Annotated in this window: 18 protein-coding genes; 9 read left to right on the top strand and 9 right to left on the bottom strand. The window is 68.5% G+C overall.

Going from position 1 to position 20,259, the window contains the following annotated elements; genetic code table 11:
* Window positions 1–14 precede the first annotated feature (14 nt).
* The 3 genes from AC1HFW_RS17755 to AC1HFW_RS17745 are packed head-to-tail and all read left to right on the top strand — an operon-like array spanning window position 15 to window position 3,036.
* Window positions 15–998 (top strand): aspartate carbamoyltransferase, encoded by a 984-nt coding sequence (locus AC1HFW_RS17755; RefSeq protein ID WP_479284642.1) that lies wholly within the window; start codon window positions 15–17, stop codon window positions 996–998.
* On the top strand, window positions 995–2,299 hold the full coding sequence (locus tag AC1HFW_RS17750) for a dihydroorotase (protein WP_479284640.1): 1,305 nt from the start codon (window positions 995–997) through the stop codon (window positions 2,297–2,299). Before AC1HFW_RS17755 ends, AC1HFW_RS17750 begins: the two co-directional genes overlap by 4 nt.
* Window positions 2,296–3,036: a lysophospholipid acyltransferase family protein gene (locus tag AC1HFW_RS17745; RefSeq protein WP_006396228.1), complete on the top strand. Its 741-nt coding sequence runs from the start codon at window positions 2,296–2,298 to the stop codon at window positions 3,034–3,036. Before AC1HFW_RS17750 ends, AC1HFW_RS17745 begins: the two co-directional genes overlap by 4 nt.
* A 1,126-nt stretch (window positions 3,037–4,162) precedes the next feature.
* Here AC1HFW_RS17745 and AC1HFW_RS17740 read toward each other — a convergent pair.
* Window positions 4,163–5,059: a LysR family transcriptional regulator gene (locus AC1HFW_RS17740; protein WP_479284639.1), complete on the bottom strand. Its 897-nt coding sequence runs from the start codon at window positions 5,057–5,059 to the stop codon at window positions 4,163–4,165.
* 166 nt (window positions 5,060–5,225) lie between these two features.
* Between AC1HFW_RS17740 and AC1HFW_RS17735 the strand changes: the two genes are divergently transcribed.
* The 6 genes from AC1HFW_RS17735 to AC1HFW_RS17710 all read left to right on the top strand — a co-directional run bounded on the left by AC1HFW_RS17735 (window position 5,226) and on the right by AC1HFW_RS17710 (window position 10,177).
* A complete protein-coding gene (locus AC1HFW_RS17735) occupies window positions 5,226–5,900 on the top strand; it encodes an RraA family protein (RefSeq protein ID WP_479284638.1) in 675 nt (224 codons plus the stop codon).
* Window positions 5,897–7,114 (top strand): aminotransferase class I/II-fold pyridoxal phosphate-dependent enzyme, encoded by a 1,218-nt coding sequence (locus tag AC1HFW_RS17730; RefSeq protein ID WP_241074505.1) that lies wholly within the window; start codon window positions 5,897–5,899, stop codon window positions 7,112–7,114. The genes AC1HFW_RS17735 and AC1HFW_RS17730 overlap by 4 nt, the downstream gene beginning before the upstream one ends.
* 68 nt (window positions 7,115–7,182) lie before the next feature.
* Window positions 7,183–8,010: an ABC transporter substrate-binding protein gene (locus tag AC1HFW_RS17725; RefSeq protein WP_116523137.1), complete on the top strand. Its 828-nt coding sequence runs from the start codon at window positions 7,183–7,185 to the stop codon at window positions 8,008–8,010.
* A 26-nt stretch (window positions 8,011–8,036) separates the two neighbouring features.
* Window positions 8,037–8,738, top strand: coding sequence for an amino acid ABC transporter permease (locus AC1HFW_RS17720; RefSeq protein WP_006392736.1), 702 nt, complete (start codon window positions 8,037–8,039; stop codon window positions 8,736–8,738).
* On the top strand, window positions 8,739–9,455 hold the full coding sequence (locus AC1HFW_RS17715) for an amino acid ABC transporter permease (RefSeq protein ID WP_006392737.1): 717 nt from the start codon (window positions 8,739–8,741) through the stop codon (window positions 9,453–9,455).
* Window positions 9,452–10,177 (top strand): amino acid ABC transporter ATP-binding protein, encoded by a 726-nt coding sequence (locus tag AC1HFW_RS17710; RefSeq protein ID WP_006392738.1) that lies wholly within the window; start codon window positions 9,452–9,454, stop codon window positions 10,175–10,177. The genes AC1HFW_RS17715 and AC1HFW_RS17710 overlap by 4 nt, the downstream gene beginning before the upstream one ends.
* Before the next feature lie 1,249 nt (window positions 10,178–11,426).
* On the opposite strand, the gene AC1HFW_RS17705 is transcribed toward AC1HFW_RS17710, so the two are convergent.
* From AC1HFW_RS17705 to AC1HFW_RS17670, 8 genes are all read right to left on the bottom strand, one after another.
* Complete coding sequence (locus AC1HFW_RS17705; protein WP_006392740.1) at window positions 11,427–12,260, bottom strand: symmetrical bis(5'-nucleosyl)-tetraphosphatase; 834 nt, start codon at window positions 12,258–12,260, stop codon at window positions 11,427–11,429.
* Window positions 12,257–13,435 carry an LPS export ABC transporter permease LptG gene (lptG, locus tag AC1HFW_RS17700; protein WP_035359956.1) on the bottom strand — a complete coding sequence of 393 codons (1,179 nt, stop codon included), beginning with the start codon at window positions 13,433–13,435 and terminating at the stop codon, window positions 12,257–12,259. Before lptG ends, AC1HFW_RS17705 begins: the two co-directional genes overlap by 4 nt.
* A 98-nt stretch (window positions 13,436–13,533) precedes the next feature.
* The gene (gene mtgA / locus AC1HFW_RS17695) at window positions 13,534–14,268 is read right to left on the bottom strand and encodes a monofunctional biosynthetic peptidoglycan transglycosylase (RefSeq protein ID WP_006392742.1); all 735 of its coding nucleotides are present in this window, start codon (window positions 14,266–14,268) and stop codon (window positions 13,534–13,536) included.
* Window positions 14,269–14,272: 4 nt separating this feature from the next.
* Complete coding sequence (gene aroE, locus AC1HFW_RS17690; RefSeq protein WP_116522520.1) at window positions 14,273–15,136, bottom strand: shikimate dehydrogenase; 864 nt, start codon at window positions 15,134–15,136, stop codon at window positions 14,273–14,275.
* Entirely contained in the window at window positions 15,133–16,032 is a 900-nt protein-coding gene (locus tag AC1HFW_RS17685; protein ID WP_238892017.1) for a TonB family protein, read from the bottom strand. Before AC1HFW_RS17685 ends, aroE begins: the two co-directional genes overlap by 4 nt.
* Before the next feature lie 38 nt (window positions 16,033–16,070).
* Window positions 16,071–17,159, bottom strand: coding sequence for an ABC transporter ATP-binding protein (locus AC1HFW_RS17680; RefSeq protein WP_006392745.1), 1,089 nt, complete (start codon window positions 17,157–17,159; stop codon window positions 16,071–16,073).
* A complete protein-coding gene (locus AC1HFW_RS17675; RefSeq protein WP_006392746.1) occupies window positions 17,152–18,930 on the bottom strand; it encodes an ABC transporter permease in 1,779 nt (592 codons plus the stop codon). The genes AC1HFW_RS17680 and AC1HFW_RS17675 overlap by 8 nt, the downstream gene beginning before the upstream one ends.
* 148 nt (window positions 18,931–19,078) lie before the next feature.
* Window positions 19,079–20,176 (bottom strand): ABC transporter substrate-binding protein, encoded by a 1,098-nt coding sequence (locus AC1HFW_RS17670; RefSeq protein ID WP_006392747.1) that lies wholly within the window; start codon window positions 20,174–20,176, stop codon window positions 19,079–19,081.
* Between the last annotated feature and the right edge of the window lie 83 nt (window positions 20,177–20,259).

Raw genomic sequence — 20,259 nt, 5'->3', positions numbered from 1 at the left:
ACGCCGGCCCGCCCATGCTCAATCCGCAACTCGACCGCCGTGGCGAACTGCTGCATCTGCTGACGACGGAAGGGCTGCCGCGCCGCCATGTCGAACGGCTGTTGGACACGGCGGCCGCATTCGCCGCCGACGCCGCGCCTGCCGTCGCCGACGCCGACCTGCCCATGTTCCTGAGCCTGCCCGCCGGCGATGCCGGCCTGCGCCATGGCTTCGAGGCCGCCGCCGCGCGCCTGGGCCTGCGGCCCGTGGCGCTGCAGGCCAATGGCCCGGGCGCCGACGCCGGGGTGGACCGCGGCCATGGCGTGGGCGCCGGCGATCTTGCCGCCGACGCCGCGTTGTCTCCCGCCGCGGTCGCCGCCGGCCTGCCGGCCGGCATCCTGGTGCTGCGGCATCCGGCCAGCGGCGCCGCCGTCAGCGCCGCCGGCGCCCGCGCGCCGGGCCTGCGCATCCTCAACGCCGGCGACGGCGCGCACGCCGATCCACTGCCGGCGCTGGCCCGCGTGCAGGCGATGCTGCAGGCCAGGCACGACCTGACCAACCTGGCCGTGGCGCTGGTGGGCGACATCCGCCACAGCGCCGTGGCCCGCAGCCTGATCCATGCCATGACTACCCTGGGCGTGCCCGAAGTGCGCGCCGCCGCGCCGCGCACCCTGTTGCCCGACGGCCTGCCGCAGCTGGGCGTGCGGGCCTGCGCCACGCTGCACGAATGCCTGGCCGAAGCCGACGTCGTGATCGTGCTGCCCCTGCGCGCCGAGCGCATGAGCGGCGCGCTGCTGCCGTCGGCGCGCGAATACGCCGCCGCCTATGGCCTGACGCCGACCCGCCTGGCGCTGGCCCGGCCCGATGCCCTGCTGCTGCCCGCCGCCGCGCTGACGCCGGGCATCGAGGTCGATGGCGACGTCGCCGCCGGCCTGGGCGACATCGAGGCCGGCCTGGCCCGGTCCGAAGGCCATTTGCGCCTGGCCGCGCTGAGCGTGCTGGCGGGAGTCGCCGCATGAGGCTGCACATCGCCAATGGCCGCCTGATCGACCCGGCCCACGACCGCGACGGCCTGCAGGACCTGTTCATCGCCGACGGCCGCGTGGCGGCGGTCGGCCAGTCGCCCGACGGCTTCCAGGCCGACCACCGCATCGACGCCGCCGGCCTGGCCGTGCTGCCGGGCCTGGTGGACCTGTCGGCGCGCGTGCTGCGCCCGGAGCCGGGCACGGCGGCCGAGGCCCGCCTGTCCGCCGCCGAACTGCGCGCCGCGCTGGCGGGCGGCGTGACCACGCTGGCCCTGCCGCCGGACGCCGCCACGCCGCTGGACGAACCGGCCAAGGTCGAGGCGCTGCTGCGCGAGGCGCCGGCCGGGCACGGCCGGGTGCTGCCGCTTGGCGCGCTGACGGTCGGCCTGCGCGGCGAGACCCTGGCCGAAATGGGCCTGCTGGCGCAGGCCGGCTGCGTGGCGTTCTCGCAGGGCGAGTCCGGCATCGTCGACACCCGGGTGCTATGGGGCGCCATGCGCTATGCCGCCGGGCAGGGCCTGGCGCTGTGGCTGCGGCCGCAGGACCCCTGGCTGGCGCAGGGCGCGGTGGTCGCCGCTGGCGCCTACGCCGACCGCCTGGGCCTGGAAGGCCTGCCGCCGCAGGCCGAGGCGCTGGCCCTGCAGACGATTTTCGAGTTGCAACGCGCCACCGGCGCCCGCGTGCACCTGTCGCGCCTGTCCACCGCCCGCGGCCTGGACCTGCTGCGCGCCGCGCGCCGCGAAGGGCTGCCGGTCAGCGCCGACGTCTCGGCCAACAGCCTGCACCTGACGGACGTGGACATCGGTTATTTCAATACGGATTTCCACCTGCGCCCGCCGCTGGGAGGCCAACGCGACCGCGACGCGATCCAGGCGGCGCTGCGCGAGGGGCTGGTGGACGCCCTGTGTTCGGACCATGCGGTGGTGGACGATGGCGGCAAGTCCGTCCCGTTCCCGCACTCGCAGCCCGGCGCCACGGGCCTGGAATTGCTGCTGTCGCTGGCGCTGAAATGGGCCCGCGACGCCCGCCTGCCGCTGCCGCGAGCGCTGGCCCGGGTGACGTCGGGGCCGGCGGCGGTGCTGCGCGGCCTGTCGCCGGCGCTGGCGGGCCTGGGGCAGCTGGGCGTGGGGGCGCCGGCCGACCTGTGCCTGGTGGACCTGGAGGCCGAATGGCTGGTGACGCCCGGCGCGCTGCAAAGCCACAGCCGTCATACGCCGTTCGCGGGTATGATGCTGCCCGGTCGTGTCCGCGCCACCCTGGTGAGTGGCCGCCCGGCCTGGGAGACCCCTGTTTGAAGCTGCTGCGCTTTGTCCTTCGCCTGATGCTGGTGGTGCCGTTGATTGTCTTCGGCCTGCTGTGCGTGGGCCTGGTGTATCCGCTGCTGCGCCCGAAGTCGCGGGCCTGGCTGAACCGTACCTGGTCGCGCTGCCTGATGGCGGCCTGTGGCCTGCGGGTCGTCTTCAAGGGCGAGCCGCGCATGACGGGGCCGGTGCTGCTGGTGGCGAACCACGTGTCGTGGATCGATATCTTCGTGCTGAATTCGGCGCGCGCCACGTCGTTCGTGGCCAAGAGCGAGATCCGCAGCTGGCCGGTGATCGGCTGGCTGGTGGCGGGCGCGGGCACGCTGTTCATCGAACGCGGCCAGCGCCACGCGGTGCACGCGATGGGCGAGTCGATGCAGGCGCGCTTCAAGCAGGGCGACGCGGTGGGCCTGTTCCCGGAAGGCACGACGAGCGAAGGTTTCACGCTGCGCCCGTTCCACGCAAGCCTGTTCGAGCCGGCCCGCTCGGCCGCGGTCGAGATCCAGCCGGTGGCCCTGCGCTTCCTGCAACACGGCGAACGCAGCGGTTTCGCGGCTTTCGTGGGCGAGGAAACGCTGGTGGCGAATCTCTGGCGCGTGATGGGGACGACAGGGCTGTCGGTGGAAGTGCTGTTCTTGCCGGTGTTGGCGACGACGCATGCGGATGGGACGTTGCCGACGCGGTTGGAACTGTCGCATCAGGCTCGGGATGCGATTCAGGCGGTGCTTTGAGGGTGCTGCTTTGGGCTTGAACGTTCGGTTCTAGCTTTTTTTCTTGGCGTCGTGGATCTTCGTAGGTCGCCCCTCGGGCAGTCGGCCCCCGTGGCGGGCGCCCACGATTGCGGTCCGGAGCGTTCGCTCCGGACTTCCCCTTCGTCATCCTCGTTGCCGCCTGCCGGCGGCTGCCTTCGGATTCCCTCGGGCGCATCAAGGTTGCCCGCCACGGGGGCCGCCTGCCCGAGGGGCTACGTGCGTCTTGGCCTGTCGCGCTGCTAGACCTGTGGTCGGGGAAGGGAACTATCTGGACGCCAATTGTGGCCGCGCGGGCGGCCGCAATTGGCGTTGGTATATCTGCAAGTGATGCGGGTGCGCTGCGCGCTGGTTTAGAGCGGTTTTCTAATGTTCCTCACGTCGGGGGGTGGGGCGGTGGTGGTCGGCGCGGCAGAAAAATGTGTTGCGCGTGACGAGCCGCTCGCGCCGCCCACAAACAGTCGTGGTGCCGACAGGCTTTCAATAGCAAACGATTCCGTGGCTCCCCACTCGCGAAGCGTCATCACCTGACGCAAGACCCCGCGTAAGCCTCAAAAGGCCGCCCGCGCGGCCGGTTTGAGGCGGGCCCCGCCCCACCATTCTTCACATGCGCGCAGCGGCATCCTCAATCGCAAGACATTGCGGATGCCCCCGATGGCCGCCTGCGCGGCCGAGGAAGGGCGACCGACGCAAGATCTTCCACTCCCAAGCCACCGCAGCGCAAGAACACCAACACCCCCACCCACACGCGAGAGCGTCATCGCTCAGACGCAAGACCCCGCGTAAGCCCCAAACGGCCGCCCGCGCGGCCGCCTTGGGGCGGGCCCCGCAAGATCCTCTCCCCCCAGCTCCGATGTGCACCAACACGCCAAGCACACAGACCGTCCCAACGCCCGAGGCTAAGTCTCATCGCGAGCGCGTGTCGGGGTCGGTGGGGGAGGGCGGGGCGTGTAGATGCGCCCGAGGGAATCTGAAGGAACAGCCGAAGGCTGTGACGAAGATGACGAAGGGGAAGTCCGGAGCGAACGCTCCGGACCGCAATCGTAGCCCCGCCCTCCCCCACCGACCCCGACACGCGCGTCTTAAGAACCAACTTCACCCCCCCGTTCTAGTGCCGCCCATTAGAAGAAAAATCACAACAACTCCGCGCCAACTCAGCAACACTCTCACAAAACGCATCATCAGCCCCCTTCCGGTACATCGCGCAGTACACCGACTGTGGCGCCGCCGTGCTGGTCCGCGCAATCACCAGCTGCTTGGCGCTCACCATCTCCGCGAAATAATCCCGCGGCAGGCAACTCACCCCGAAGCCGGCCGCGGTCAGGCCCGCCATGGCGATCAGGCTGTTGATGGTGAACATGTTGCTGGCCGGCGTATGCGGCTTGAGCCAGCCGTCGTAGATCATGTTCAGGCCCGACTCCCGGCTCTGCCGCAATAGCGGCAGGGTGGCGATGTCCGCCGGCGTGTAGACGCGGCTCGGGTCGATCATGTCGGGGCTGCCCATCCAGGCGAACTCCAGGCGCTGTAGCGCCACCACCTCCAGGCCCGGCTCGGCGAACTCGCCATGCAGGAACGCCATGTCCAGCTGGCCCGCCTGCAACCGCTTCTGCAGGTCCGCGCCCAGGTCGATGTGCGGCTCCAGCGTGATGCGCGGATAGTGCGCGCGCAGCAGGCGGATCAGGGCCGGCAGCCAGGTCATCGCGGTGATCTCGGTGATGCCGAAGCGGAACGTGCCGGTCAGCGTGTGCTGGCCCTTCAGGCGCACCAGCAGGCGGTCGCGGTGGCCCAGCATTTCCTCGGCCAGGGCATACACCTCGTGGCCGCGCGCGGTCAGTTCGGCGCGGTGGCCGGAGCGGTCGAACAGGGCCACGTCGAAGTCCGCTTCCAGTTCCTGGATGCGCTTGGTGATGGCCGACTGGGTGGTGTGCAGTTTTTGCGCCGAAGCCGAGAACGTGCCCAGGCGCACGGTCCAGTAGAGCGCCTCGATCTGCTTGAAAGTCAGCATCGGGCGCTCCCGAGGAAGGTCTGATTCATTCCAAAATTTCCGCTAAGTGATAACCCTTATATTCCTAAAAGGGATGAATTTCGTGGAAATTTAATCCCTTTTTCGGATCGCCGAAAGCGCCGACCATGCGGTCTGACTCATTCGTTTCAGGACTACGCAGACCGCCATGGCCACCCTCATCACCGGCACGCGCATATTGCCGGCCGCACCCGTTGCCCCCGATTCCATCCTGCAGGCGCTGGCCGGCATCGTCACGCCGCACCTCAGCGACAACCTGGCGCGCCGCGAAGGCATCGCCGGGCTGCATCGCTACAACCGCGCCGGCAAGCTGGTCGGCACCGCGCTCACCGTCAAGACCCGCCCCGGCGACAACCTGATGATCTACAAGGCCATGATGCAGGTGCAGCCTGGCCACGTGCTGGTGGTGGACGCCGGCGGCGACCTGTCCAACGCGGTGCTGGGCGAGATCATGAAGCGCTACCTGCAGGCGCACGGCTGCGCCGGCGTGGTGGTGGACGGCGCCATCCGCGACGTCGGCGCATTCGAGGCCGACGCGTTTCCCTGCTATGCGCGCGGCCACATCCATCGCGGCCCCTACAAGGACGGTCCGGGCGAGGTCAACGTGCCCGTGTCCATCGGCGGCCAGGTGATCCATCCGGGCGACATCGTGGTGGGCGACGAGGACGGCCTGGTGAGCTTCGCGGCCGACGAGGCGCCGGCGCTGATCGCCGCGGCGCACGCGCATGCCGACAAGGAAGCGCGCATCATGGCCGAGATCGACGGCGGCGACCGCACGCAGAGCTGGATGCAGGCGGCATTCGCCGCCAAGGGCCTGGCATGAGCGGCGCCGACACCTTGTTGCTGGCGGCGCGCGCCCGCGCCATCAAGCCCTCGCCCAGCATGGCGGCCAAGACCCGCGTCGACCAGCTGCGCGCGCAGGGGCGCGACATCATCGACTTCACCGTGGGCGAGCCCGACCTGCCGACGCCGGCGCACATCGTGCAGGCGGGCATCGACGCGCTCAACAGCGGCGACATCCGCTACACGGCGTCGACCGGCTCGCGGCCGCTGCTGGAAGCGGTGCGCGCCAAGTTCCAGCGCGAGAACGGGCTGGACTACGGGCTGGACGAACTGATCGTCGGCGTGGGCGCCAAGCAACTGCTCCACACCGCGCTGGCCGCCACCGTGCAGGCCGGCGACGAGGTCATCATTCCCGCGCCGTACTGGGTGTCGTATCCGGACATGGTGCTGGTCAACGATGGCACGCCGGTGGTGGTGGCATGCCCGGAGGCCGACGGCTTCAAGCTCACGCCCGAGGCGCTGGAACGCGCCATCACGCCGCGCACCCGGTGGCTGGTGCTGAACACGCCGTCCAATCCCACCGGCGCCATGTACAGCGCGCAGGAATTGGGCGCGCTGGCGCAGGTGCTGGCGCGGCATCCCCAGGTCTGGCTGATGACCGACGAAATCTACGAGCACCTGGCCTATGGCGACGAGCGCCATGCCTCGCCGGCCGCCGTCGCGCCGGAACTGGCCGGCCGCACGCTCACCATCAACGGCGTCTCCAAGGCCTATGCCATGACCGGCTGGCGCCTGGGCTACGCCGGCGGCCCCAGGGCGCTGATCAAGGCCATGGCCACGCTGATCTCGCAAAGCACCAGCTGCGTCAGCGCCATCAGCCAGGCCGCCGCGCGGGTCGCGTTGAGCGCCGACCAGGCCTGCGTCGGCGAGGCGGCCGCCGTATTCCACGCGCGCCGCGACCGCATCGTGGCGCTGCTGGACGCGGTGCCGGGCATCCGCTGCCCGCGGCCGCAGGGCGCGTTCTATGTCTATCCCAACGTCTCTGGCCTGCTGGGACGGCGCACGCCGGCAGGCAGTCTGCTGCAGACCGACCTGGACGTGGTCATGTTCCTGCTGGACGAGGCCGGCGTGGCGGTGCTGGACGGCGCGGCCTACGGCCTGTCGCCCTACCTGCGCTTGAGTTTCGCGACTTCGATGGACAACATCGAGGAAGGCGGCCGCCGCATCGCCGAGGCCTGCGGCCGGCTGGCTTGAATCCGGCGGCCCCGCGCAGGGGCCGCCATCGTTGGCAGTACCCATACCTATATTTCAAGGGAATCGACATGAAGCACTGGATCATCACCTGCGCGGCCGCCATCGGCCTGGCCGCCACCCTGGCGCCCGCGGCCCACGCCGACACGCTGCAGGACATCAAGGCGCGCGGCAAGTTCATCTGCGGCACCATGGGCACGGCCGAGCCGTTCAGCTTCCAGGACCCGAAGACCCGCGCCATCGTCGGCTACGAGGTCGACATGTGCCAGGCCGTGGCCGAGAGCCTGGGCGTGCCGCTCGAACTCAAGCTCATCGCGGTCGAGGCCCGCATCCCCGAACTGATCGCCGGCCGCGTCGACGTGGTCGCCGCCAACCTGGGCTGGAGCCCCGAGCGGGCGCAACAGATCGACTATTCGCACCAGCATTTCGTGAGCCTGCAGAAGGTGCTGGCGCGTGAATCGGACAAGGACCTGAAGGCACCCGCCGACCTGGCCGGCAAGCGCGTCAGCGCGGTGCGCGGCTCGTCGTCGGAACAGGGCGCGCGCAAGTTCATCCCCAATGTCGAGCCGGTCACCTTCAAGGACCCCAGCGGCGCCTTCCTCGCGTTGCAGCAGGGCAAGGTCAGCGGCTTCGTCGGCTCCGAGCTGATGCTGGTCAAGCTCAAGCAGCAGGCCGCGACCAGCGCGGTGCCGGCCAAGATCCTCGAACCCGCGCTGTTCGTGGAGCCGTGGGGCATGGGCGTGCGCCGCGGCGATACCGCGATGCTGAACCAGGTGAACACGGTGCTGGACGGACTGGAAGCCTCGGGCAAGGCCGCGCAGATCTTCGACAAATGGTTCGGCGCCGGCACCCAGTTCAACATGAAGCGCGACTTCCGCATCGAAGCGATCAAGGGTTGAGGCGCGTCGCGCTGGAGCCTTAGCCGATGCATTACGTCTTCGACTTCTCCGCCATCTTCCAGGGGGAATACCCGGCCTGGCTGCTCAGGGGGCTCGTCACCACCCTGGCGCTGGCCGGGCTGGCCTGGATCCTGGCGTTCCTGGTGGGCAGCCTGCTGGCGGTCATCCGCCTGACGGGCTCGCCCGTGGCCAACGCGCTGATCGCGCTGTACGTGGCCTTCCATCGCAACGTGCCCATGCTGGTGCACATCCTGTTCTGGTACTTCGGCGTGCCGGCCCTGCTGCCGCAGGCGGCGACCGACTGGCTCAATGCCCACGGCAGCGAGTTCATCCTGTCGTGCATCGCCATCGGCCTGGTGATGTCGGCCTACATCTGCGAAGACCTGCGCAGCGCCGTGCGCGCCATCCCGGCCGGGCAGGTCGAGGCGGCGCGCGCGCTGGGCCTGGGCTTTCTGCGCACCATGCGCTGCGTGGTGCTGCCGCAGGCCTTCCGCATCGCCATCCCGCCGCTGCTGAACCAGACCCTGCTGCTGGTCAAGAACACCAGCCTGGCCATGGCCATCGGCGTGGCCGAACTGACCGCCGCCGGCCGCGAAATCGAGAACTACACGTTCCGCACCTTCGAGGCCTACGCGGTGGTGACGGCGATCTACCTGCTGCTGTCGTTCCTGATCATGGGCGGCGGCGCATTGCTGCAACGGCGCTATCGCCCGCTGGGAGGCCATTGAATGTGGGACATCCTCAAAGACAACTGGCTGCTGCTGCTCATCGGCCAGTACCCGCACGGCCCGGTCGGCGGCCTGGTCGCCACGCTGGGGCTGGCCGCCATCAGCCTGGCGCTGGCGCTGCCCTGCGGCGTGCTGCTGGCGCTGGGCCGCATCAGCCCGTACCGCGCGCTGCGCTGGCCGGCCTCGGCCATGGTGTACCTGGTGCGCGGCCTGCCGCTGCTGATGTTCATCTTCTGGGCCTACTTCTTCGTGCCGCTCATCATCGGCCGGCCGGTGGCGGGCACCACGACGATGGTGGTGGCGCTGGTGTGCTACGAAAGCGCCTATCTGGCCGAGATCATCCGCGCCGGCATCCAGGCGCTGCCCCCCGGCCAGCAGGAAGCCGGCCGAGCGCTCGGCCTGTCGTACATGCAGACCATGCGCCGGGTGATCCTGCCGCAGGCGCTCTACAACATGCTGCCCAGCATGCTGAGCCAGTTCGTCTCCACCGTGAAGGAAACCTCGCTGGCCTACGTGATCAGCGTGCAGGAACTGACGTACGCCGCCAACCAGATCAACAGCGTGCTGCTGACCAAGCCGTTCGAAGTGTTCGCGCTGCTGGCGCTGACCTATTTCATCCTGAATTTCGGCTTGAGCGCGCTGGTGCACCTGACCGAAAAACGCATCGGCAGCCGCCGCGCCGGCCGCGCGCCTGCCCCCAAGGTGGTTCCGACATGATCCGATTTTCCGAAGTGCAGAAGTGGTACGGCGACTATCAGGCGCTGACCGACGTGACCGCGCAGGTCCAGCGCGGCGAGGTGGTGGTGGTGTGCGGCCCGTCCGGGTCGGGCAAGTCGACCCTGATCCGCACCGTGAACCGGCTGGAGCCGATCCAGAAGGGCGTGATCGAGGTCGACGGCCAGGACATCTACGGCGGCAAGGTGCACCTGGACACGCTGCGCAGCCACATCGGTTTCGTGTTCCAGCAGTTCAACCTGTTCCCGCACCTGTCGGTGCTGGAGAACCTGATGCTGGCCCCGCTGCAACTGAAGCGCGCCCGCCGCCCCGAGGCGCGCGACCGCGCGATGCAATTGCTGGAACGCGTGGGCCTGTCCCATAAGGCCGAGGCCTATCCCGCGCAGCTGTCCGGCGGCCAGCAGCAGCGCGTGGCGATCGCGCGGGCGCTGGCGATGAATCCGCCGGTGATGCTGTTCGACGAACCGACCAGCGCCCTGGACCCCGAGATGGTGGGCGAGGTGCTGCAGGTGATGAAGGGCCTGGCCAAGGACGGCATGACCATGGTGTGCGTGACGCACGAGATGGGGTTTGCGCGGGAGGTGGCCGATACGGTGTGGTTTATGGATGCGGGGCGGATTGTGGAGGTGGGGGGGCCGGAGGAGTTCTTTGGGCGGCCGGGGACTGAGCGGGCTCGGAGGTTTTTGGCGGAGATTCGGAGGTGACGTTCTGGGTGTGCCGAGGGGAGTGGTTCTTAAGGCGCGCGCGGCGGGGTCGGTGGGGGATGGCGGGGCTACGATTGCGGTCCGGAGCGTTCGCTCCGGACTTCCCCTTCGTCATCTTCGTCACAGCCTTCGGCTGTTCCTTCAGATTCCCTCGGGCGCATCTACACGCCCCGCCATCCCCCACCGACCCCACCACGCGCTCGCGATGAGACTTAGCCCCGGGCTTTGGGGCGAGATGTGTGCTTGGGGTGTTGGTGCACATCGGAGCTGGGGGGAGAGGGTCTTGCGGGGCCCGCCCCAAAAGGCCGCGCGGGCGGCCGTTTGGGGCTTACGCGGTGTGTTGCGTCGGGGGTACGGCGCTCTCGCGTGTGGGTGATGGTGGTGGTTGTTTTTATGCGGCGGGGTTTTGGGAATGGAAGATCTTGCGTTGGTCGCCCTTCCTCGGCCGCGCTGGCGGCCATCGGGGGCATCCGCAATGTCTTGCGATTGAGGGTGCCGCTGCGCGCTTGCGGGGAATGGTGGGGCGGGGCCTGCCTCAAGCCGGCCGCGCGGGCGGCCTTTTGAGGCTTACGCGGGGTCTTGCGATCTGTGATGCCGCTCTCGCGGGTTCGGCGTGGGGTTGATATTTTGCGGTTGGTAGGTGCACGTGCCGTCCCGTACTCGTCCGTCCGCGGGCTAATAGCTTTCACGCGCCGCGCACGGCCATCCGCAAGTAAAGCGCCGTCCAATCCTCGATTGTTTGTGGTCGGCGCGAGCGGCTCGTTACGCGCAACCTGCTTTCCGCCGCGCCGACCACCACCGCCCCACCTCCCAACGTGCGGAGCCAGTAGAAAACCGCCCGTCACCCGCGCGCAGCGCACCCGCATCAATTGCAGACACACCAACGCCAATTGCGGCCGCCCGCGCGGCCACAATTGGCGTCCAGAAAATTCCCTTCCCTGACCACAGGTCTAGCAGCGCGACAAGCCAAGACGCACGTAGCCCCTCGGGCAGGCGGCCCCCGTGGCGGGCAACCTTGATGCGCCCGAGGGAATCCGAAGGAGTCGCCGAAGGCGAGGACGAGGATGACGAAGGGGAAGTCCGGAGCGAACGCTCCGGACCGCAATCGTGGGCGCCCGCCACGGGGGCCGCCTGCCCGAGGGGCGACCTACGAAGATCTACACCCCAAACAACCCACAACAGAAAACCACCGAGAAACCAAAACCCACACAGCAGCGCTCAACACCCGGACCGCCAGAAAAGAACGCAATCACTCAGACAACGGATCCTGAAACTGCGAACACTTCACCTGCACCAGCTTCCGATCCTGCAACCGCAACGCCGTCAACGCCCCGCCCCATACGCATCCCGTATCCAGGCAGATCACGTCCGGACGCATCATCAGGCCCAGCGTCGACCAGTGGCCGAACACCGTCGTCACGTCGCGCGTGGCGCGGTTCGGCACGTCGAACCAGGGCACCAGGCCAGGCGGCCAGGCGCCCGGCGTCACCTTCGTCGCGAACTCCATGTGGCCGTTCGGCGTGCACAGGCGGATGCGCGTCAGCGCATTGATGATCACCCGCATCCGCTTGCCGCCCTTGTGGTCTTCCTTCCACGTCGACGGCTCGTTGCCGTACATCTTCTGCAGCGCCTTCTGCCAGTTCGGGCCGCGCAGCGCGTCCTGCACCTCGGCCGCCAGCGACAGCGTCTTGGCCACGTCCCATTTGGCCAGCGTGCCCGCGTGCACCATCAGGTGATTTTGCTCGAAATGCGCCAGCGGGCGCGAGCGCAGCCAGTCGATCAGGTCGGCTGAATCCGGCGCGCGCAGGATGTCGTCCAGCGTGTCCGACTTGGACGGCTTGCGCACGCCCGCGGCGGCGGCCAGCAAGTGCAGGTCGTGATTGCCCAGCACCACCGTGGCGCGGTCGCCCAGGTCGATGATGCGGCGCAGCGTCGCAAGCGACTGCGGGCCGCGGTTGACCAGATCCCCCGCGAACCAGAAGCGCGACTTCGGATCGCCGACCAGTTCGGAATGGGACAGCAAGCGATCCAGCGGCGAGCAGCAACCTTGCACGTCGCCGATCATCCAGATACTGCCGTTCATGCGGGACTCTTGCTCCAGGGCCAACGTTGTTGGACGATACGGGTGATGGTGTGGCGGTACTCCATGTAGCTCATGGCGCCCAGCGCCAGGGCCATGGCGCCGATGTTCGGCCCCAGGGCGGTGAGCCAGGGCGGCCACTTGCCCAGCATGCCGACGTTCAACGCCAGCTGGTTGAGCATGAAGAAGCCCACGCCCAGCAGGATGCCGATGAACACCTTGGCGCCCACGCCGCCGCGGCGCGTCTGCATCAGGCCGATGGGGGCGGCGATGGTGATCATCACCAGCAGCGTGAACGGATACGCCAGTTTGCGCCACAAGGCGACGACCTGTCGACCATATTGCAGCTGGTTGTTGCGCAAATAATCCACATAGTCGAGCAGCGTCGCGATCGACATCCGCTCAGGCGTCAGGATCCGGGCCAGCAGGCGCTCGGCGCTCAGGGTGGTGTCGACGGTGCGTTCCGGCACCTTCACCACCACCGCGGGGGGATTCTTCGGCGGGCGGGCGTCGGCCAGCGTTTCCGAGGCGTTGTCGTCCAGGCGGGTCTCTGAGACGTCTTTCAGCACCAGGTCGCCGTGGGCGAAGAGGCCGCTCGGGGCGGTGGACAGCACCGACAGCGTCAGGTCCTTCTTGAATTCGTACAGGGTGATGCCGGTGACCTGGCCGTCGCCCTTGAGCTCGCCGATGTTGATGATGCGGGTGCCGCCGTTGGCCATGGGTTCCTTGAACCAGTAGCCGCTGTTCAGCCGGTCGCCGCCGGCCTTGCCGCGGAACACCAGGTTGGCCTCGCCCGATTTCATCTCGGCCCAGGGGGTGACGTACTCGGACAGCAGGGCGGCGCCGATCATCAGCGGGATGGTGACGATCCAGAGCATGCGCAGCAGCCGCATGCCGCTGACGCCGGAGACCCGCAGGATCACCAGCTCATTGCGCTGCGCCAGCCCGGCCAGCGCCAGGATGGCGCCGATCAGCAGGCCGATGGGCAGGAGATCGTACAGGCGGGTGGGGATGGCCAGCGCCTGCATGTACAGCAGGGCCATCATCGAGAACTTGTCGCCGACGTTGTCCAGGTCGTCCACCAGCGCGAAGAACGTGAAGAGGCCCAGCAGGGCCATGAGGACCACTGCGCAGGAGCGATAGATCTCGCGGGCCAGGTAACGACGTGCGGTGCGCATGAATGAGGCGGAAAAGACGAATTGGCGTAAACATGAAAGCTTAACAAATCCCGCCGCCCAAGGTGGGCGGGAACCTGTCGAAGCAGCCGGTTTTCGTATCAGGGAATATCGACCATCTGCATCCGCCGGGTCAGGGTGTAGACGCGGGAGTTCAGGTAGTTCGAGTTGCGGTGGCTGTCATAGAAGCGCGGATTGGGCAGCATGGCCGCCAGCCGGGCCGACTGGGCGGCCCCCAGGCTGGCCGCCGGCACGTTGAAATAGTGCTTGGCCGCCGCCTGGGCGCCGAACACGCCGACGCCCCATTCCGCCACATTCAGGTACAGCTCCAGGATGCGCTCCTTGCTCATGACGTGTTCGATCATGTAGGTCAGCACCAGTTCCTGGCCCTTGCGCAGGTAGCTGCGGGAACTGGACAGGAACAGGTTCTTGGCCAATTGTTGCGTGATGGTCGAGCCGCCGCGCATCTTGCTGCGCCCGGCCGCCTCCTGCTTCTGGTTGTATTCCCAGGCCTTGCGGATGGCGTCCCACTCGACGCCGTCATGCTCGGTGAAGTTGGAATCCTCGGACGCCACCACCGCCAGCTTCAGGCTGCGGTTGATCTTGTCATAGGGCACCCACTCGTATTTCAGGCGGAAATCCGGGTTGCCGTCCTGCAGGCGGGACAGTTCCTCGCGCATCACGGCGCTGCTGCCCGGGTTCTGGTAGTTGTACCAGACCACCAGCCCGAACAGCCAGAACTGGTACAGCAGCACGGCGCACACCAGCGCCATCAGCGTGCCGGTGATGATCCGGAACCAGGAGCGGCGCTTGCCGCTCTTGCCGCGGGCGGCCATCGCCTCAGTTTCCGGCCATGAGCGCCTCGCGCAGCGCGGCCAGCACCGGGGCGGGGTCGGGCCGCACGCCGTGCCAGATGAAGAAGCTCTCGGCCGCCTGGCCCACCAGCATGCCCAGGCCGTCGGCGGTGAGGGCGGCGCCGTCTGCCCGGGCCTGGCGCATGAATGCCGTCGGCTGGGCGCCGTACATCATGTCGTAGGCGGCCGCGCCCTCGGCGTACAGGCCGGCGGGCAGGTCGGGGGCGGCGTCCTGCAGCCCGCTGGCGGTGGCGTTGACCACCAGGTTCCAGCCGCCGGGCAGGGCGGCGTCGGCCAGGCCGCCGGCGGTGACCCGGGTCTGCGGCTCGGCGCCGGTCTCGCGCCAGCCCTCGGCCAGCTCGAGCGCGCGGGCGGCGGTGCGGTTGACGATATGGATGCGGGCGCAACCGGCCTGCGCCAGGGGCTGCAGCACGCCGCGGGCGGCGCCGCCGGCGCCCACCAGCAGCACCGAGGCGCCGGTCAGGCGCACGCCCAGGCGCAGCAGGTCGGACACCAGGCCGACGCCGTCGGTATTGCAGCCGTGCCAGGCGCCGTCGCGCCACGACAGGGTGTTGACCGCGCCGGCCAGGCGGGCGCGGCTGGACAGGCGGCCCGCGGCCAGCGCGTAGGCGTCCTGCTTGAACGGCACCGTCACGTTCAGGCCCAGGCCGCCCTCGGCGGCGAAGGCGGCCACCGCCGCCGTGAAGCCGTCCACCGGCGCCAGCAGGCGCTCGTAGCTGAGCGGCTTGCCGGTCTGGCGGGAGAACAGGGCGTGGATCTGCGGCGAGCGGCTGTGCGCGATGGGGTTGCCGATCACGGCATAGCGGGCAAGAGGGGACGCCTCGGTCATGGGGCTTGGGTTTCCAGGGTGTCGTTGACGAAATGCCAGGTGCGGGTGATGACCAGCACGTCGGTGTCGCGCGCGATCTCGGGCGGGAACGGCGGGAACGGCGCCGCCAGCTGCACGATGCGGCGGGCGGCCTGGTTCAGCACCGCGTGCGGCGACGGCTGGTCGATCTCGACGTCGGCGATGCTGCCGTCGGCGCGCACCGACACGGTGATGCGCAGCGAGCCGTAGATGCGGCCGCGCGCCTCGTCCGGGTAATGCTGGGTGCCGACGGTCTCGATGCGCGCGCGCCAGGCGTCCAGGTAGGCGGCGTAGCGCGAGGCCTCGGCCGAGGGTGCCACGAATTGCTTGCGCGGCTCGGCGCTGTATTGCTGCACCTTGGCCGCCAGCGCGGCGACCTGGGCGTTCTGGATGACGCTGGCCTGGTCCTCGGCGTCCTTGCCGCGTTCGTTGCCGTCGGGCCAGGGGTTGACGGCCTGGCGCTCGGCGCCGGCCTTGTCGGCGGCGCGCAGCTGGGTCATCAGGCGGGTCTGTTCGGCCTCGAGCTGCACCTGGCGGCGGCGCATGGCTTCGAGCACGATGGTCTCGGCCGAGGCCCCGGTCTGGGGCAGCGGGGTGGTGGACAGGCCGCGTTCGGCGTTGCCGCCGCCGCTCATCTGGTTCTGCGCCTGGGCGCGGGGGGTATCGGGGGGCGTCTCGCTGCGGGCGTTGAGCAGCACCACTTCCAGGCTGGTCGCGGGCGGCCGCGACAGGGCGGGCGCGCCAAAGCGCCACGCCAGGGCGCCGGCGTGCACCAACAGCGAAATCGCGAGGCCGATGCGCAGGTAGTGCTGGGCGGGCGCGCCCAGCCACCGCAGCGGACGGCTCAGCGGGGGAGGGGAGTCAGCGACGTGTTGCACGCACGCATTGTAGAGCCACTCCGCCCGCCGCCGTCACCTTACTTGGACGGGCGCGGGAACACCCAGACCTTGCTGGCCGGCAGCGCCAGGCGGCAGGGGCCCGGCTCGCGGCCCTCGGGACCGTAGGCGCGCAGCGCCAGGGTGTTGGCCGGATCCGCGTCGGGGGTGCGGAACAGGTATTCCCAGCGGTCGCCCAGGTACATGCTGGTCAGCAGCGGCATGTCGATGTGGTTGCCGTCGGGATCGTCCGCCAGGCGGACCTGTTCGACCCGGATCACGGCGGTGGCGTCCTGGCCCGCGGCCACGCCCTCGCCGGCCTTGCCCCACAGCGCCCAGCCGCGGCCCTCGATGCGGGCGCGGCCATCGCGCACTTCGGTGACCTTGCCGTCCAGGCGGTTGTTGCTGCCCATGAATTCGGCGGTGAACAGCGTCGACGGCGCGCCGTACATCTCCTGCGGCGTGCCCTGCTGTTCGATCTTGCCGTTGTTCAGCAGCAGGATGCGGTCCGAAATGGCCATGGCTTCGCTCTGGTCATGCGTCACCATCAACGCCGACAGGCCCAGGCGGATGATCAGCTCGCGCAGGAAGGCGCGGGCCTCCTCGCGCAGCTTGGCGTCCAGGTTGGACAGCGGCTCGTCCAGCAGGATCACGGGCGGGCTGTACACCAAGGCGCGGCCGATGGCCACGCGCTGCTGCTGGCCGCCGGACAGCGCGTGCGGATGGCGCTGGCCGAGCTTGCCCAGGCCGAGCTGGTCCAGCACCGCCTGCACGCGTTCGCGCACTTCGTTCGACGGCACCTTGCGCAGCTTGAGCGGATAGGCCACGTTGTCGAACACGGTCTTGTGCGGCCACAGCGCGTACGACTGGAACACCAGGCCCAGGTTGCGCTCTTCGGCCGGGATCTCCTGGCGCGCGGCGCCGTCGTAGACGGTGCGCTCGCCGATGGTGATACGGCCGCGCTTGGGGCCTTCCAGGCCCGCCACGGCGCGCAGCAGGGTGGTCTTGCCGCTGCCCGAAGGGCCCAGCAGCGAAACCACTTCGCCCTGGCGCAGCTGCATCGACACGCCCTTGAGCACCGGGTTGTCGCCGTAATCCAGGTGCAGGTCTTCTACAGAAAGCTCAATCATGAAGTTTGACTCCGAATCGCAGGGCGATGCCCAGGCCGATCACGACCAGAACGATATTGATGAAGGAAAGCGCGGCCACGATGTCGATGGCGCCCGAGGCCCACAGCGACACCAGCATGGAGCCGATGGTCTCGGTGCCGGGCGACAGCAGGTAGACGCCGGTGGAGTATTCACGCTCGAAAATCAGGAACATCAGCAGCCACGAACCGATCAGGCCGTACTTGGCCAGCGGCACGGTGACGTGGCGGGTGACCTGGCCGCGGCGCGCGCCGGCGCTGCGGGCGGCCTCTTCCAACTCGGGGCCGACCTGCAGCAGCGTCGACGAGATCAGCCGCAGGCCGTAGGCCATCCAGACCACCGTGTAGGCCAGCCACACGCTGAAGATGGTGCTGCGGATGGCACGCAGCCATTCGACGAAGTTCTCGCGCAGCCATTCCGCGAACGGCAGGCCCGACAGCCAGCCGCCCAGGTCCGGATCGAGCGCGTTGTCCAGCCACATCGGCACGAACAGGAACACCCACAGGAACGCCAGGCCCGCCAGCAGGCCGGGCACGGCGCGCGGCACCAGCACGCTGTAGTCCATGAAACGCGTGACGTTGTCCGGCTTGCGGTGCATCGCCAGGCCGACGAAGGTGTAGCAGAACACCGCCAGCGCGCCGCCGAAGACGCCGATGGCCACCGAGTTGACGATCGCGCGCATCAGGTTGGGTTGCGAGAACACGGTGCGGAACGCGTCCAGCGACAGCACGTCGAACAGCGACACGCCCATGCCCCAGTTGGACACGAATGCGCGCAGCAGCACGCCCAGCAGCGGCACCACGATGGTGACCAGCAGCCAGAACGTCACCACGCCGCCGGCCACCCAGCGCCACTTGCCCAGTGGCAGCGGACGGGCGCGCGAGGCCTTGCCCTTGACGGTGACGAAGCGGTTGGCGGTGCGCATCAGGCGGCGCTGCAGCATGACCAGCGGAATCGTCATGCAGATCAGCACCACGGCCACCGCGGCCATCAGGTGGTACGACGGGATGCCGAGCTTGTTGGTCAGCTTGTACAGGTACGTCGCCAGCACCAGGTTGCCTTCGGGGTCGCCCAGCACCAGCACCAGGCCGAACACTTCCAGGCCCAGGAAGAACAGCAGCACGGTGGCGTACAGCATGGCGGGGCGCACCATCGGCAGGCTCACCGAGACCATCACGCGCAGCGGCGAGGCGCCGCTGACGCGCGCCGCTTCCTCGACGTCCGAGCCCATGCTGCGCAGCGCCGACGAGATGTACAGGTAGGCGTGCGGCACGTGCGTCAGGCCGGCGATGATGACGATGCTGGTCAGCGAATACACGTTCCAGGGCACGAAGCCCAGGATGTTCTGCACCCAGGTCGAGAAGAAGCCGACCGGGCCCGCCGCCACCACGTAGCCGAAGCCCAGCACCATCGGCGACACGAAGATCGGCACCAGGATCAGCGGTTCGATCCAGCGCCGGCCCGGCAGGTCGGTGCGGATCATCAGGAACGCCAGCATGCCGCCCAGCGGGATGGCGATGATGGCCAGCCCGAACGCCAGGATGAAGCCGCTTTTCAGCGCCTTGTAGAAATCGGGGTCCGCGAAGATGAAGCGGAATGCGTCCAGGCTGAAGACCTTGGACGGCGAAAAGAAGGGCGCGGATAGAAAGCTCTGGATGATGATGAACGACAGCGGCACGTAGATGGCCAAGGCTGTGATCAGCACCACCACGCCGCGTGGCAGGGACTGCCATTTTCTGCGCAATGACTGCATGGGGAAATCCTGTTATCTCGATAGACGCGGGTCGCGCCCGTTGGCCATGAACACCCGGCCTGCGGGCGGCCTGGCGGGCGGCGGTGCTACGCCCTCCCGCGTGCTTGCGGCCGGGGGCGCGCGGCCCCCGGCTGTACCGGCGACAGCCTTACTTGCCTGCGGCGGCGCGCCAGTCCTTGATGAACTGCAGGCGCTTGTTCTGCTCGAGGTAGTCGAGCAGCGTTTCGTTGACCGGGATCGGCTTGAGCGAGGCGCCCAGCTTCTTGGTCATGCCGTCGACGTCGTTGTCGCCTTCGATGTCGTCACGGACCGAGGCCAGGTCGGCCTGGTTGGCCATGATTTCCTGGCCCTTCTGCGACAGCAGGTAGTCCATCCACAGCTTGGCGGCGTTGCGGTTCTTGGCCTTCTTGCTGATGAACGCCACGCGCGACAGCACCAGCGCGTAGTCGGTCGGGTAGGCCACGCCCAGCGACGGGTCGGTCTTGGCGCGGGTCTCGGCGTACGAGCCCAGGATGTTGTAGCCGACCAGGTTCTCGCCCGACGACACGCGTTCCATCATGGTGCCGGTGGACGATTGCACGATCAGGCCGCCCTTGGCGATGTCCTTGAGCGTCTCGAAGTACTTGGGATCGTTGGCCTTGTCCTGCACGGCCAGCATGAAGCCCACGGCCGACTTCTCGATGTCGTAGGTGGTGACCTTGTTCTTGAACTTGTCCGGCTGGCTGGCGATCAGCTTGGCCAGGGCGCCGTGCGTGGTCGGCACTTCGTTGGCCGGGATCAGGCGCTTGTTGTAGATGAACACCGCCGGTTCATAGGTGGTGCCGTAGGCCGAATCCTTCCACACCGCCCAGGCCGGCAGCTTGCCGATCTCGGGCGACTTGTACTGCAGCGCGTAGTCGGTGGCCAGCTTGAGCGCCGAGTCCATCGACGAGCTCCAGACGATGTCGCCGCTGCTGCCGCCTGCCGCCTGTTCGCTGATGTAGCGGTTGTACAGCTCGGTGCTGTTCATGTCGTTGTATTCGACCTTGACACCCGGATACAGCGCTTCGAAGCCCTTGATGATGGGGCCGGCGGCCTTGGTGTCGGTGGTCGAATAGATCACGACCTTGCCTTCCTTCTTGGCGCCGTCGAGGATCTTCTGATAATCGGCCGGGTAGCCGGCGGGAACCTGTTGGGCGTAGGCGCTGCCGGCGGCGATGGCGAATGCAGCGGCGCAGGCGGCCGCCAGTCTGGACTTGGCAAGCATGTCTTGTCTCCGTTTGGAATTGGTATCGACAGGCGCAAGGGCCTGCTTGGCGCCCATCTTAGGATTCGGCGTCTGTCGTCGTC

Source organism: Achromobacter sp. ISS7, assembly GCF_056523125.1.
This window is presented reverse-complemented; position numbering and strand designations above follow the sequence as displayed.

What these genes read in the sequence shown, in the direction of transcription:
- AC1HFW_RS17755 (WP_479284642.1), top strand. Translation starts at nt 15, where the DNA reads ATGCTCAATCCGCAACTCGACCGCCGTGGCGAACTGCTGCATCTGCTG.
- aroE (WP_116522520.1), bottom strand. Translation starts at nt 15,136, where the DNA reads ATGACCGAGGCGTCCCCTCTTGCCCGCTATGCCGTGATCGGCAACCCC.
- AC1HFW_RS17720 (WP_006392736.1), top strand. Translation starts at nt 8,037, where the DNA reads ATGCATTACGTCTTCGACTTCTCCGCCATCTTCCAGGGGGAATACCCG.
- AC1HFW_RS17750 (WP_479284640.1), top strand. Translation starts at nt 995, where the DNA reads ATGAGGCTGCACATCGCCAATGGCCGCCTGATCGACCCGGCCCACGAC.
- AC1HFW_RS17725 (WP_116523137.1), top strand. Translation starts at nt 7,183, where the DNA reads ATGAAGCACTGGATCATCACCTGCGCGGCCGCCATCGGCCTGGCCGCC.
- AC1HFW_RS17730 (WP_241074505.1), top strand. Translation starts at nt 5,897, where the DNA reads ATGAGCGGCGCCGACACCTTGTTGCTGGCGGCGCGCGCCCGCGCCATC.
- mtgA (WP_006392742.1), bottom strand. Translation starts at nt 14,268, where the DNA reads ATGGCCGCCCGCGGCAAGAGCGGCAAGCGCCGCTCCTGGTTCCGGATC.
- AC1HFW_RS17680 (WP_006392745.1), bottom strand. Translation starts at nt 17,159, where the DNA reads ATGATTGAGCTTTCTGTAGAAGACCTGCACCTGGATTACGGCGACAAC.
- AC1HFW_RS17675 (WP_006392746.1), bottom strand. Translation starts at nt 18,930, where the DNA reads ATGCAGTCATTGCGCAGAAAATGGCAGTCCCTGCCACGCGGCGTGGTG.
- AC1HFW_RS17715 (WP_006392737.1), top strand. Translation starts at nt 8,739, where the DNA reads ATGTGGGACATCCTCAAAGACAACTGGCTGCTGCTGCTCATCGGCCAG.
- AC1HFW_RS17710 (WP_006392738.1), top strand. Translation starts at nt 9,452, where the DNA reads ATGATCCGATTTTCCGAAGTGCAGAAGTGGTACGGCGACTATCAGGCG.
- AC1HFW_RS17740 (WP_479284639.1), bottom strand. Translation starts at nt 5,059, where the DNA reads ATGCTGACTTTCAAGCAGATCGAGGCGCTCTACTGGACCGTGCGCCTG.
- AC1HFW_RS17735 (WP_479284638.1), top strand. Translation starts at nt 5,226, where the DNA reads ATGGCCACCCTCATCACCGGCACGCGCATATTGCCGGCCGCACCCGTT.
- AC1HFW_RS17670 (WP_006392747.1), bottom strand. Translation starts at nt 20,176, where the DNA reads ATGCTTGCCAAGTCCAGACTGGCGGCCGCCTGCGCCGCTGCATTCGCC.
- AC1HFW_RS17705 (WP_006392740.1), bottom strand. Translation starts at nt 12,260, where the DNA reads ATGAACGGCAGTATCTGGATGATCGGCGACGTGCAAGGTTGCTGCTCG.
- lptG (WP_035359956.1), bottom strand. Translation starts at nt 13,435, where the DNA reads ATGCGCACCGCACGTCGTTACCTGGCCCGCGAGATCTATCGCTCCTGC.